Source organism: Corynebacterium ammoniagenes DSM 20306, from assembly GCF_001941425.1.
Classification (GTDB): Bacteria; Actinomycetota; Actinomycetes; order Mycobacteriales; family Mycobacteriaceae; genus Corynebacterium; species Corynebacterium ammoniagenes.
Map to the genome: position 1 here is coordinate 1,914,851 of NZ_CP009244.1, position 13,224 is coordinate 1,928,074.

15 protein-coding genes are annotated in these 13,224 nt (G+C 54.4%); 5 read left to right on the top strand and 10 right to left on the bottom strand.

Features of this window, described 5'->3' with window-relative positions; translation table 11 throughout:
• The first annotated feature begins 67 nt into the window (after window positions 1-67).
• The gene (locus CAMM_RS08710; protein ID WP_003846210.1) at window positions 68-1,585 is read left to right on the top strand and encodes a SulP family inorganic anion transporter; all 1,518 of its coding nucleotides are present in this window, start codon (window positions 68-70) and stop codon (window positions 1,583-1,585) included.
• Here the strand turns inward: CAMM_RS08710 and CAMM_RS08715 are convergent, their stop codons facing one another.
• Genes CAMM_RS08715 through arsB form a run of 3 tightly spaced genes read right to left on the bottom strand, consistent with a single transcriptional unit; the run spans window position 1,586 to window position 4,416 of the window.
• A complete protein-coding gene (locus CAMM_RS08715) occupies window positions 1,586-2,842 on the bottom strand; it encodes an MFS transporter (RefSeq protein ID WP_147581069.1) in 1,257 nt (418 codons plus the stop codon). It abuts the gene before it with no gap.
• 36 nt (window positions 2,843-2,878) lie between these two features.
• Entirely contained in the window at window positions 2,879-3,295 is a 417-nt protein-coding gene (locus tag CAMM_RS08720) for an arsenate-mycothiol transferase ArsC (RefSeq protein WP_003846214.1), read from the bottom strand.
• Window positions 3,292-4,416 (bottom strand): ACR3 family arsenite efflux transporter, encoded by a 1,125-nt coding sequence (gene arsB, locus CAMM_RS08725; RefSeq protein ID WP_003846216.1) that lies wholly within the window; start codon window positions 4,414-4,416, stop codon window positions 3,292-3,294. Before arsB ends, CAMM_RS08720 begins: the two co-directional genes overlap by 4 nt.
• 85 nt (window positions 4,417-4,501) lie before the next feature.
• On the opposite strand from arsB, the gene CAMM_RS08730 reads away from it, so the two are divergent.
• The 3 genes from CAMM_RS08730 to CAMM_RS08740 are packed head-to-tail and all read left to right on the top strand — an operon-like array spanning window position 4,502 to window position 6,231.
• Window positions 4,502-4,849 carry an ArsR/SmtB family transcription factor gene (locus CAMM_RS08730; protein WP_003846217.1) on the top strand — a complete coding sequence of 116 codons (348 nt, stop codon included), beginning with the start codon at window positions 4,502-4,504 and terminating at the stop codon, window positions 4,847-4,849.
• Window positions 4,850-4,899: 50 nt separating this feature from the next.
• Window positions 4,900-5,445 carry a hypothetical protein gene (locus CAMM_RS08735; RefSeq protein ID WP_040354854.1) on the top strand — a complete coding sequence of 182 codons (546 nt, stop codon included), beginning with the start codon at window positions 4,900-4,902 and terminating at the stop codon, window positions 5,443-5,445.
• A 27-nt stretch (window positions 5,446-5,472) separates the two neighbouring features.
• On the top strand, window positions 5,473-6,231 hold the full coding sequence (locus CAMM_RS08740) for an amidohydrolase family protein (protein ID WP_040354856.1): 759 nt from the start codon (window positions 5,473-5,475) through the stop codon (window positions 6,229-6,231).
• Between the two features lie 98 nt (window positions 6,232-6,329).
• Here CAMM_RS08740 and CAMM_RS08745 read toward each other — a convergent pair whose 3' ends face one another.
• The 4 genes from CAMM_RS08745 to CAMM_RS13185 form a co-directional block, all read right to left on the bottom strand.
• Window positions 6,330-6,875, bottom strand: a complete 546-nt coding sequence (locus tag CAMM_RS08745; RefSeq protein WP_003846225.1) for a DUF488 domain-containing protein — start codon at window positions 6,873-6,875, stop codon at window positions 6,330-6,332.
• Window positions 6,872-7,099 (bottom strand): hypervirulence associated TUDOR domain-containing protein, encoded by a 228-nt coding sequence (locus CAMM_RS08750; RefSeq protein WP_003846227.1) that lies wholly within the window; start codon window positions 7,097-7,099, stop codon window positions 6,872-6,874. The genes CAMM_RS08745 and CAMM_RS08750 overlap by 4 nt, the downstream gene beginning before the upstream one ends.
• Before the next feature lie 28 nt (window positions 7,100-7,127).
• Complete coding sequence (locus tag CAMM_RS08755; protein WP_003846228.1) at window positions 7,128-7,634, bottom strand: hemerythrin domain-containing protein; 507 nt, start codon at window positions 7,632-7,634, stop codon at window positions 7,128-7,130.
• Window positions 7,635-7,723: 89 nt separating this feature from the next.
• Window positions 7,724-9,475 (bottom strand): FAD-dependent oxidoreductase, encoded by a 1,752-nt coding sequence (locus CAMM_RS13185; RefSeq protein WP_003846230.1) that lies wholly within the window; start codon window positions 9,473-9,475, stop codon window positions 7,724-7,726.
• Window positions 9,476-9,524: 49 nt separating this feature from the next.
• Between CAMM_RS13185 and CAMM_RS08770 the strand changes: the two genes are divergently transcribed.
• The gene (locus CAMM_RS08770) at window positions 9,525-10,103 is read left to right on the top strand and encodes a helix-turn-helix domain-containing protein (protein ID WP_003846232.1); all 579 of its coding nucleotides are present in this window, start codon (window positions 9,525-9,527) and stop codon (window positions 10,101-10,103) included.
• A gap of 6 nt (window positions 10,104-10,109) precedes the next feature.
• Here CAMM_RS08770 and CAMM_RS08775 read toward each other — a convergent pair whose 3' ends face one another.
• From CAMM_RS08775 to CAMM_RS08785, 3 genes are all read right to left on the bottom strand, one after another.
• Complete coding sequence (locus tag CAMM_RS08775; RefSeq protein WP_147581070.1) at window positions 10,110-10,367, bottom strand: toxin-antitoxin system YwqK family antitoxin; 258 nt, start codon at window positions 10,365-10,367, stop codon at window positions 10,110-10,112.
• 77 nt (window positions 10,368-10,444) lie between these two features.
• On the bottom strand, window positions 10,445-12,142 hold the full coding sequence (locus CAMM_RS08780) for a SulP family inorganic anion transporter (RefSeq protein WP_003846236.1): 1,698 nt from the start codon (window positions 12,140-12,142) through the stop codon (window positions 10,445-10,447).
• Between the two features lie 167 nt (window positions 12,143-12,309).
• Entirely contained in the window at window positions 12,310-13,101 is a 792-nt protein-coding gene (locus CAMM_RS08785; protein ID WP_003846237.1) for an NAD(P)H-dependent oxidoreductase, read from the bottom strand.
• Window positions 13,102-13,224 lie beyond the last annotated feature (123 nt).

Sequence of the window (13,224 nt, forward strand, 5' to 3'; positions counted from 1 at the left end):
CCTACTTATTTGAGTTCGTATCCATTTCTGCAGGAATTCTGCGTTACTTTTGGAGTGTTCTACTTTCATGACCACTGTCACTTCCCCTACACATGACAAAGATCGGTACCGGCCTGAGCCCTCGGTGCTCACAGCGTTAAAGACCCCGAAAATTCTGATTCGGGAAATTCTCGCTGGCCTGGTGGTGGCGCTCGCTTTGATTCCGGAAGCGATTTCTTTTTCCATCATCGCCGGTGTGGATCCAAAGGTAGGCCTGTTTTCTTCTTTCATCATGGCGATGACCATCGCTGTGGTTGGCGGCCGCCCTGCCATGATTTCTGCCGCAACCGGTGCCGTCGCACTCGTGGTGGCACCAGTAGTCCGTGAATATGGCCTAGACTACCTCATTGCCACCGTCTTGTTGGCCGGCCTGCTGCAGATCGTCTTGGCGGTGTTGGGCGTCGCTAAGCTCATGCGCTTTATCCCGCGCAGCGTCATGGTGGGCTTTGTGAACTCGCTGGCCATTTTAATTTTTATGGCTCAATTGCCTGAGCTTTTCGATGTCCCGTTCGCCGTTTACCCACTCTTTGTTCTCGGCCTGCTCATCCTGATTTTCTTCCCGAAGCTGACCAAGGCCGTACCCGCCCCGCTGGTATCGATCGTGGTGATTACTGCTATTGCGGCAGTCTTTGCCATTAATGCCCCGACGGTTGGCGATAAGGGAGAATTGCCGCGCAGCCTGCCCACGCTATTTATCCCGGATGTGCCGTGGAATATGGATACGCTGTCCATCATCGCGCCCTATGCCCTGGCGATGGCGCTGGTAGGACTCATGGAATCGTTGATGACCGCAAAGCTTGTCGATGAAGTCACCGACACCCACTCCAATAAGACGAGGGAGAGCTGGGGCCAGGGAATCGCCAATATTGCCTCTGGGCTATTCGGTGGCATGGGTGGCTGCGCGATGATTGGTCAGACCATGATTAACGTCAAGGTCTCGGGTGCGCGCACGCGCATTTCCACCTTCTTGGCGGGTACATTCTTGCTCATCCTCATCGTGGTCTTAGGCGATCTAGTAGCCATTATTCCGATGGCAGCCTTGGTAGCCATCATGGTCATGGTCTCCGTCGGCACCTTTGATTGGCACTCTATTAAGCCATCCACGCTCAAGCGCATGCCGAAGAGCGAGACCGCCATCATGCTCATTACCGTCGCTGTGGTCGTAGCAACGTCCAACCTGGCTATCGGTGTTGTCGTGGGTGTCTTTGCTGCCAGCGTGATGTTTGTGCGCCGAGTAGCGCACCTTATTGATGTACGCCGCGAGGTAAAGGACCAAGACGGCGAGAAGGTTGCCTACTACACCGTCGAAGGCCAACTGCTTTTTGCCTCCAGCAATGACCTGACCACACTTTTTGAATACACCGCCGACCCGGATCGCATCATTATTGATCTCAGCAAATCCCATATTTGGGATGCCTCGACGGTGGCTGCGCTGGATACGATTCAGACCAAATACCGCGAGCACGACAAGCGCGTGGAGTTTGTGGGCATGAATGAATTCACCACGGCTTTCCACTCACGGCTGACCGGCGAGCTGGGAAGCTAGCTATTTACTGCTGGCAGCGACCGTGGTGGTCTTGCGGATGGTGGGGTCTTTGAGGCCCAACAGAGCGATGCAGGCTACCGCGGGCAAGGCAATCAGTGGCAGTAGTGCATATTCCAAGCCAACCCGATCTGCTAATGCACCAATTAGTGGCGTTGCAATACCGCCCACGGAGACTGCCAGGCCCAACGTCACACCACTAGCAGTGCTCATATGCTGCGGCAAATAGTCTTGGCCGAGGGTTACTTGCAAGGAAAAAGGCACATAGAGCGTGAGCGCCACGAGGATAATAAATACCCACGCAATAGGACCAGGGATAAGAAACATGCCGGCCAACAAAGGAATCGACAGCAAGTACGACCACCGCAAAATTGCGGTACGCTGCCAGCGCCGCGCCAAATATCCGCCCACGGCCGTGCCAAATGCGCCCATGATGTAGAAGATAAACAACGAGGCATTGGCCAGATCTTCTTGTACCCCGCGGTATTCGTGCATAAACAGCACGATGAAGGTTCCGATGCCGACAAAGACAATCGAACGGCAAATAATCGCAATCGACATGCGTCCAAAAGACACCCAATCATCGCGACGGTCTTCGTTGACACCGCCCTTTTTCACCGGCGCGGCAGCGCCGTATTTGTTAAGGACTAGCACTGCCGCAGTACCGGTGAGCGCGGGAATAATGAGCAGCGGTGTCGCTTGCAGGCCAAAGATGCCAACGGTAATCGCTACAACCAGTGGTCCGAGCGCAAAGCCAAAGTTTCCGCCCAACGAGTACCACGACATCAGCACGTGGTCGCCGCCGCTAACTTCGCGCGCTCGACTGGCACTGGCCGGGTGGAAGGCTGCCACACCAATACCGGCCGCGGAAGCAAGTGCTGCCACCACCCAGTAGGAATCCACCAGCCCAATTACTGCGATGCCGACACCTGAAAGCAGGACGCTAACGGGAATGAGCCAGCGCATCCGCCACCTGTCCCCCATGATACCCAGCACCGGCTGGATAATGGAGGACACTAAGGAGAAGGTCAGCATGATACCCGCTGCGCCGGAGTAGCTATACCCGCCCTGCAGCACCAGAAATGGCATCAGCGCCGCAATGGCGCCTTGTGTGAAATCCACGGTGGTGTGCCCGTAGGCAATAAGCAGCGTTCCTCGCCGGGCCGTTTTTTCTTCCGGCGACCGAGGGCTTGCTCCCCTGCCACGGCGGGATTGAGAGCTACTTGTTTGTTGCACCTGCTTCGACACTTCCACACTCATGGCTTCTATCATGCTCTACTGCGCCGGTGATCGCACCTAAATACCCAGCTCGTTGAGCAATGCCCGCACCCGGATATTGATGTCCTCTCGAATAAGTCGCATGCGTTCCATTCCTTCAATGCCCCGGACAGAAGGCTCATCGGTGCTCCACCGCTCAAGGGTGCCGCGGGCATCGGCAGGTAACTCGAGCTGTGCCGCATCACCAATAATAATGGTGCGGTCCACTCCAGTCAGCAGCTGCGGGTCTACACTTGTCGGCTTCCCATCGGACATATCCGCGCCGACTTCTGCGATAGAAGCCACCGATTGTGGGTTAAGTTTCGTCCCGGGATTAGTGCCCGCAGAATAGATCTCGACCCTATCTCCTCCTTGCTGTTTCGCGAGCGCGGCCGCCATCTGGGACTTGCCACCGTTGCCTACGCACACGAATAAAACCTTTGGGATGGTACTCATGATGACACTTTCTCCTTGTGAGATGTGGTGGGCACCGTGGGATCTGCGGGAAAGAGCTTCGGGCCTAACCACAGCATGACGTAGACAAGACCAACCAGCACTGGAACCTCGATGAGTGGACCAATCGTGCCGGCTAATGCTTGGCCGGAGGTCACCCCGAAGGTGGCGATGGAAACCGCGATAGCGAGCTCGAAATTATTACCTGCGGCGGTGAAAGATACTGACGCCGACTGGGCATAATTCATGCCCGTTGCGCGAGTGGTGAACAAAGAAATAAAGAACATCCCGATGAAGTAAATAAACAACGGCACGGCCAATCGAACCACGGCTAAGGGCTGCTGCACGATCTGATTTCCTTGCAGGGCGAAAAGCAGGACGATGGTGTACAGCAGGCCAATCAAGGAAAGCGGGGAGATTGTTGGTAGGAATTTATTTTCATACCACTGTTGCCCCTTTGCCTTTTCGCCAATGATGCGTGAAAGCAATCCCGCGAGCAAAGGAATGCCTAAAAATACCAACACGGAACTCACGATTGTCCAGAACGAGAATTCTGCTGAGGTGGTTTCCAAGCCCAGCCAGGATGGAAGTAGCTGCAGATAAAACCAGCCGAGCACGCCAAACATCAGCACTTGGAAGACCGAGTTAATAGCTACCAGCACCGCGGTGGCCTCACGGTCAGCGCAGGATAGATCGGACCAGACTAAGACCATCGCGATACAGCGCGCTAAGCCTACGATGATGAGTCCCGTGCGAAGCTCCGGCTGGTCTGGAAGGAAGATCCACGCGAGCGCAAACATGACTGCTGGCCCCACAATCCAATTCAGCAACAGCGACACCGTCATCAGACGCTTGTCAGCTGCAATCTCCCGGGTCTTGTCATATCGAACTTTTGCCAGTGGCGGGTACATCATCACTAGCAGCCCCACCGCAATCGGAATGGAAATTCCGCCGATTTCCATCGACCCAAGGAACTCTCCCAACCCAGGGATCGAGCGGCCAAATGCTAAACCGCAAGCCATGGCAAGAAGAATCCACACGCCCAAAAATCTGTCGAGAAACGACATCCGCCCGGGTTGTGAGGTGTCTGCTTTCACGGCAGTAAGTTGCTGGGACTCAGTCATTAATCAGGCACACTTTCTTATATCGACACCTATCAATATGATAGAGTACGTTTCGCATTGATGGCCGTCAATATATGCTGAAGCCATGACTGTTCCACAGATGCTGCCGCTTACCAACCTGTCCGAGTGCTGCTCATTAGGTTCCGGTCCGCTCTCCCCGGATGAGTCGATACGCTATGCCTCGCTATTTAAAGTCCTCGCTGAACCAGCCCGATTGCAGATCCTTTCGCAATTAGCGACCAAAGGCTGCGGCCCAGCGACCGTAAACGACATCACCGAAAGCGTCGGGCTTAGTCAACCTACGGTGTCGCATCACCTGCGCAAACTTACTGAGGCAGGACTTCTCGAGCGCTCACAACAAGGCCGAACGGTCATCCATTCCATCCGTCCGGAGCTCTTCGCAGAGCTGCGAACGGTGTTGCAAATGGACTAATTTTTCACGAATCTGCGCTAACCTGCCCCTAGCTGGTTAGGATGGACCGCATGGTCAAGCCCACCAATACTGCCGCCATTGCGCAGGCCACCGGACGCGCATGGGATAAATGGTTTTCCCAGTTAGAAGACACCGGTGCACGAACGATGAACCATACCGAAATTGCGCAGAAGGCATTGAATCTCATGCCAGATGCCACGGATAACAAAGAGTGGTGGGCGCAGGGAGTGGCGGTGGCTTTCGAGCAGCAGGCTGGGTTGCGGCAGCCCGGTCAATCCAGCGACGGCGATTTTAAGTTCTCTGTCTCTAAGACTTTCGCAGGCGACAAAGACACTGCCCTGCAGGCGTGGCTTGATGAAATCGGTGACCGCAGGGAGTTCAACGGCGTAGAAATCGAAGGTTCGGCTTCTACTTCTTCGACTAACAAGTGGCGCTACTGGCGCATCAAGCTTGTCGATGGCACCCGGGTCAGCGTAACCATCGGCGATAAACCGCAGGGTAAATCTTCCCTCGCTGTGGAACATTCCAAGCTCGATTCCGCTGAGGCTATCGAGTATTGGCGACCCTTGTGGAAAGAACTGTTAGCCCGGCTTTAGAAAATCACTCCGCCGAAAGAGTATAGCGTGCCCCAACCTGTCTTCGACTCGCACCTGCACATCATTGACCCGCATTTTCCGCTGGTAGAAAATAATGGCTATGTCCCGGATCCTTTTGCGGTGTCCGACTATCAGCACCGGGTTAAAGGACTTCATATCTTCGGCGGCGCAGTCGTTGCGGGCTCTTTTCAGGGATTCCATCAGGAATATCTCATGAGCGCTTTAAAGCAATTAGGCCCCGGATTCGTGGGCGTGGCACAGATTCCGAATGACACCACTGACCAGCGCATTGTGCAGCTTCACGATGCCGGCGTACGCGCCCTTCGTTTCAACATCGCCCGGGGCGGCGCAGCTGCACTTGCCGATTTAGAAACCTTAGCCCGGCGCGTCTACGACCTTGTCGGTTGGCATGCGGAGCTCTACATCGACGCGCGCACTATTGATGACGATCTCATCTATCGCATAGCCCGTCTTCCCGCAGCAAGCATCGATCATCTCGGTATGCACGAAGACGGTCTCAACACTCTCCTACGCCTGGTTGAAAAGGGGGTCAAAGTGAAAGCCACGGGCTTTGGTCGAGTCGACCTCGACCCGGCCCGCACCATGCGCGCCATCCTAGATGTCGACCCCACCGCACTAATGGTCGGCACCGATCTGCCTTCAACGCGCGCCCGCCGGCCCTTCCAGAATGAAGATTTCGACCTCATCGCCGAAACCGTCAGGCCTGAAGAGCTACCAGCCGTGTTCTGGGATAACGCAGCCGACTTCTATCTGAGACAACGCTGAAACTAACTACGCCTCTCGCCACATCATCACTCGAGCATTACTTCCCTGCTGCGGATGATGAAAGAAGCGAGTAGCGCGAAGGTTTAGCTACCCGAGGTTTACTCCGCGGGGTAAGTTACTTGCCCGTCGTCATCGACAGTGGGCGTTGCACCCCATTGCCCTAGCTCGTATTTCTTGGGCTTTTGACCGGCAATAAGATGCTCAACGCTCCAGCCCTGCGCAGTGAGGGTATTCGAGATCAAAAGGCGGTGACACCGCCACGGCATTGGTTCGCCGCACATGATCGCAACGCGATGAGAAGTTGCAAGTTCTTTTAGCTCAGCGATGCCTTCGTGGTATTCCTCAGTCAAGGTGTAGTCGGCATAATTTTTGAAGCTGTCGTTATTCCAGCCAGCATTAATCTCCGGTGGCACGTCTTGCTTACGCCTGCGGCCACCGAGCTTGGGGAATAGTTGATAGCCAATGCCGTTATCTGGCAACCACTTTTTCATCTCATCGGAACCAAACTGGGGATTGCGGCGGGATCCGGGATGAGCGCGGACATCGACAAGCATGTCGATATCGTGATCATCCAAGGGCTCCAAAAACACTGGAATGGGACAAGTCCAGTGGCCAATGGTCCAGATCTGGGGTTTCTGGCTCATTTCCCGGAGCCTTTAGAAATCTTGGTCAGCGCGTCGCCCTTGTGCATGGCTACATGATCGGTTTTATCGCTCTTGATTTCATACTGTGGATCTTCCGGGCTGCACCGGCGCATATGGCCTTTGTATTCGGTATCAGAGGTGTGCTTTTTAACGATGGTTCCGGAGACTTCACCGGCTTCAGAATTCCAGCGAACATGGTCTCCCACAGAAAATGTTTTACTCATGGCTTTACTCCTTAAACCTGGTTATTTTCTACCGTAGCGCTTCACAGACCCAGCCCGCGGGCATTTCACCGCCCTCAAGAAGATCGCGAACCTTCTCTTGCTCAGATTCGCTCAGATCCGCATCCATGTGTGGATAGATGACCGGTTCTTCTTTCATATTGTGTCGATCCAGCAAGGTAAGAATCTCCGTGCAAGCTTGCTCCACCCCGCTGTGGTCACTGGAAGGACTGCGCAGTGTTTCCTCCAGAGCATCCATGCGTTGCCACAACTCACCGTGCTCTTTACGCATGACCATCATTGGCATCATCAACGCACCTTTGGGCAGGTGTGGAAATACGATTTCTTCTTCCAAATAGATGTGACGACGCAGAGCCTGGAGCGCAGTAACTAAAGGTTGGGCACGCTGTACCGGATCATCTGTGCTTTTATCGGCGAGGTACTGCTCAATTCCGGCATCAATATCGTGATGTTCCGCGGTAAAAGCCTGGGCTAGCGAGCCCTCAGCCGCAGAATCGGTGTGTAAGTCAGCGCTCATGTCAGCTCCTCGTAGGTGCGCCGCTGCGCGATCCGAGTCTTAGCTGCAGCAGCAGAAGTGGAATAGATCCCCATCCTAACACCGAGCGATTACTCTTTCCGTCGTGAAAGAACCGCCTTGTTGAGATCTGCTACTGCCAAATCACCATGAACTGCCGCGCCGGTGGTAACTCCTGACGCTGCGGAAGCAACGACCATGGCCATCGCCTGGGCCGCATTGCCTATTGCCCACACTCCAGGCACGGGAGTCATCCCTTGCGGATTGGTAGGGATCTGTTGACCGAAGGGTGTTTCCTCGGCCTGTCCGCCCACAGCTTCATACAGTTCAGTTCGAGCATTGAACCGTGGAGCAACGGCGACCGCATCGGCATCGAAAAGCTCTGTGCTCTCCAACTGCACCGAGCGGACTTGTGTCCCTTCCATAACGAGCTTGCGCACCCGTCCATGCACGAGCCGCACGTTGAGGGCGTCGAGTTGCTCGACAACCTCATCCGATGGTTGCGGAGCATCGTGTAAAAATACCGTGACATCATCGCTGAGCTGGCGAAAAAGAATGACTTGGTGGATAGCTAATTCGCCGCAGGCTAAAACCGCGATCTTCTGATCGCGTACTTCCCAACCGTGGCAGAACGGACAGTGCAACACCGTGTCTCCCCAGCCTTCTTGGACGCCAGGAATATCTGGCAGCTCATCAATCAAACCCGTCGCGAGAACGATGCGACGCGCGTGTACCTGTTGCTTCGTACCCGCGATAGTCAGCTGGAAGGCGTCTGGTTCACCACTAATGCCCGATACTTTCCCCTTGATGAACTGCACGCCATAGGATGCGGCTTCCTCACGCCCTGTGGCTAAGAGTTTATGCGGAGAAATTCCCTCGTTACCCAAGACATTATGCGCAGCGTGAGCCGGTGCATTGCGTGGATGCCCATCGTCAATCACCACGACTTCGCGTCGGGAACGGCCCAGCGTCACCGCTGCCGCAAGGCCCGCTGCCCCGCCACCGATGACTGCCACGTCGACCTCGAGTTTCTCAGCTTGTTCCTTTTCTGGTTCGGAATGCGGGCGCTGGGCAATCAAGATTCTGCGCCCGGAACGAAACTCCAGGTGCGCAGTTTCCTCGTTCGCACCTGCCGGCGCATTCCAATCATCGTTTTTCTCACCTGCGGCCTGCAGCTGTTTGGCTACATATTGTGCACCGTCAGCTGTCTCTGGTGACGCAACAAAATCTTGTACTTGCTGCTCGATAACGTCAAAGCCTGCGTAGTCAAGCAGCGAGCTCCAGTCAACCTGGTGGTGGATCGCCGGCGCAGAAGCCTGGTGTCTAACCTCATGAGCCTGCTCACCTGCGGGGACAAAGAAAGATTCGCCGGTCATTTCAATCACGACCAATATCCCACCGGGCCGAAGTGCGTCGAAGGCACTTTTTAATGCTGCCGCAGGATTGTTGATGTGATGCAAGGTTAATGATGCCCACATCAGATCAACCCCGGTGGGCAGATTTTCTTGAAGCTCGTCATTGAGATCCGCCTGGTGCAGCCGGACTCGTTCCCTGACGCCCGCCTGCGTAGCTGCAACGGACACCGTGTCGAGTAACTCCGAAGAGATATCCACGGCGTGGACATCTGCATGTGGAAACCGCTGCGCTAAGGCTATTACGTTATCTCCGGTGCCAGAGCCCAGCTCAACGATGCGTGAAGGTGTGCTATCGAGCGCGGACGCAGCAAGATCTATCGCCGTCGTCGTAACTGGGGAGCTCAGGCGAGCTTCTAATTCTAAGAACTCAGCAAAGCCGGAAGGAAGCTGCTCCCATGGCTCATGATTGTGGTGATGTTGATGTGTCATGTTGTCGAGAATAAAACATTCCTCCCTTAAAGCGCATACACTTTTGCATATGACGCAAAAAGACACCGAGCTCATTGTCCGGCAGCGTATCCGCGGACTACGTTTGGCTCGCAATTGGAGCCTCGATACCCTGGCACGACGTTGCGAAATATCGACGTCGACGTTGAGCAGGATTGAAACCGGACGCCAGCGAATCTCACTTGATCTACTGGTCACCATTGCGCAAGCACTCGGGACATCCCTTGATCAACTTGTTGAACCAGAAGGCAATGACGATGTAGTTATCCGGCCTGAGCCAGAATCGCTCGGCGGAGTCACCTTCTGGCTACTCTCACGGGAACGGGATCGCCGTGGTGTCACCATCGGAAAAATGCGTATTACGGAAGACCGCGACGAACTTGAGCCTGCAGTCCACCCAGGTTCAGAATGGTTCACGGTGCTGAGCGGTGTCATTCGTCTTACGCTAGGAACCAGAACCATCATGGTTACCCCGGGACAAGCCGTAGAGTTTTCCACGATGACCCCACATCTATTAGAAGCACACTTAGGGCCTGCGGAAATTCTCACCATCTTTGATCATGAGGGGGAAAAAGCCCACCTGCACCCGCGCAATAACAAACAGGATTAACTGTGTCTACGCCCCAGTGGACTTCCCACCACGGTTGGTGACTTTATAAACCTCGCCTTGTTGGTCATATGTGATCCACTCTCCAACCGGCTCGCCAGCCTCAAAATGACCGGAGCGTTTTAAGGTGCCGTCGAGTCGGTACCACTCCCAATATCCTGAGGGCTCACCGTCTACCACTTTTCCTTTGGACCACCGCGTTTTCCCGTTCGCGTGGTATTTGATGGTGTATCCATCAATGATTTCGGTCTTTTTCTCCACAGCCATTATTTGTACTTTCACGTTCGTTTTTTCAACAGTGCACAACCAGCACCGCATCCTAGCCTTTCGACTGTACTGGCTAGCTATTTGTCGAGGATAAAATCCGGTATTCCTTCAGGGATCCTATTACACTGCTGCTGAAATTCACGGGCATAGGCCCGCACCGCTGTCGGCAGTGTGGCAAACACATACTCCTCCCCCATGGCTTCGATAAAGCCAGTGGGAGCAAGACTTCGTTGCAGGTTTTGTTTCACCCTCGCCATCGCAAACCTAATTCCGCGATTCTTTAGCTCTGCGCGCAGGTCATCGAGAGCATCAACTGCGGTGAGATCCATTTCGGTATTGGCTTCGGCATTGAGCAAGAACCACCGGATAGGCTGCGGAGATACATCGATAGCTTGCATCGCACGCGCCGAAAAATCATCGGCATTAGCGAAAAATATCGGTGAGTCATAGCGAAAGACCACTAGGCCTTCGACCGGTTGGGAATCTGGATAATCATCAAGGCTATGCATGCCCGCTACTCCTGGGGCATAGCCCAAGACATCAGCGTAGGGGCTGGTAATGCGGCGAATGAGATCCAAAATCGACAAAGCGATAGCGACCCCAATGCCCACCAGCACACCGAAAATCGTGACCGATAGTGCTGTAACCGCCGTAATGAAAAGCTCACTGGTACGAAAACGTGCAATGCGTTTGAGCTCGGCCACGTCAATCAGCTGCGTGGCTGCATAGGTCACTAATGCTCCAAGGGCAGCTTCCGGGAATGATTCCAAAATCGGTCCGGCAAAGAGCAAAACCATAATCACAATGGCGATGACCACCAAAGAGTGCACTTGGGTTTTCGCCCCCACCGTATTTCCTAACACGGTACGCGAACCACTGGTAGAGACAGGAAAACCCTGGAAAAAGCCATTGGCGAAATTGGCAGTACCTAAAGCCAGAAGCTCTTGATTGGCATCGATGGGATCGTCTTTGCTGGACGCAAAGGCCCGGGCAGTTAAGATATTGTCGGAAAATCCCACGATCGCAATACCCACCGCATAAGGTAATAATGCCCAGATATCGAGATCACTCAGGTCCGGGAGCCGGGGCGCGGGTAAACCGCGCGGTACTTCACCGATGACCACGAGGCCGAAGCGATCCAAATGGAATACGGCCACTGCCCCGGCGGCCAATAAAAGCACCAAGAGTGGAGCGGGAAATTTCGGTGCCACCCAATGCGCAACATACAACAGCACCAGCACGACTACGGCCATCAGCAGCGTAGGGATATGCGCCTCAGTAACCTGCTGGAAAAATGACACAAGTTCCTGCCAGGCCTGCTCACCCTCGGTATCAATCTTGGTCATTTCAGACAGCTGGCTGATAATCATCAGCACCGCGATTCCAATGAGATACCCAACCAGTACTGGTCGCGACAATAATCTGGTGAGAAACCCTAGGCGCGCGATATAGCCCACCAGACACACTAGCCCGACAGCAATCGACATGATTGCTGCAACTTCAGCTATTTGTTCCGGCCCACCTGCAGCACCGACTAGCGCGCTAATCCCCGCAGCAGACATCAATACCGTGGTGGATTCCGGGCCAATCGACATCTTCCGAGAGGTGCCCAGGAAAAAATAGACAGCCATCGGCGCGAGGACCGCCCACAGACCGACGACGGCTGGCAGCCCAACGATGCTGGCAAAAGCCATCACCTGCGGAACCAGATAAGCAGCCACGGTAATGCCCGCGATGACATCGCCTTTGAGCCAGCCACGTTGGTAATCGCGCATCACCACCACGCCCGGCAACAACCGCTGCCATAACGGGCGCTGAGGACGTAGCTTGCGAGGTGACATATCTTAAAGGTACTCGGATTAGGGTCGCAAAATAGTCAATTCGCAGGATTTCAGGTTCGAGCACAGCGCTTTTCGATGCTCGCTTGTCGATGCTCCCTCGTCTATCTCAAATACGTCTGCTCATCTGAAATCGGCGGGACTTCTGTATTTTCAAAGTCATGCCATTGAAAACCACTTTTCGGCTCGACGTCAGGAAGCAGCCGTTGATTGGCGCCATAATCTTCCCGCGGATGCATAAATAGTGGCTGGGTCGAATCAAGAGTCGACAGCCGCTCGGCATACGCCTGAAGAATTTCTTGGCGTTGCTCGCCTGAAAGATTGCGCGGGGCGAATGCGACAAACGACGGCAAAGGCTCAAAGCCCATGTAGTGGAAAACACCATTGGTGACAGGCCACAGCAGGTTTTGGATATGGCCTTCGATGCCATCTTCCGCGTACGTCGACGCCGCCGTACCCGTAGTGCAGCTAACCATCGCTTTTCTGCCAAGGAATACTCCCTTGGCGTGTTTGCGCCCGCCACCATAAGCGAAGCCGCGCGCCATCACTCGCTCCACCCAGGCTTTGAGAATTGCTGGAATAGAAAACCACCATATGGGGAACTGGAAGATCATCAAGTCACACCACATGACTTTTTCTTGCTCAGCAACGATGTCCGCGGAAAATTCACCTTGCGCGAATTGGTATTCCTGCTCCAGGTCAATTGTCAACGAGTCACTGGTATCCAGCGGCGCGGTAAAATCTGCAGCCGAAGGCACAGAATCAAACCCCATTGCATAAAGATCACTGACCTGGACGTCGTGGCCGTCGGCGGTCAAGGTTTGAACTGCTTGATCCTTCATCGCAGCATTAAAAGAATCTTTGCCAGGGTGGGCGTGAACAATTAGTACCTTCATGGCTTTTCCTCCAGCTCCCCTCGTCTAATCTTTGGCCTTATATAACGCCTAGTCTAGGAGGTTCTCAGCGATTCTTTTGCCGTTTGTTTACTGGCTCTTGCTCATCTAACTTGATGTCAACGC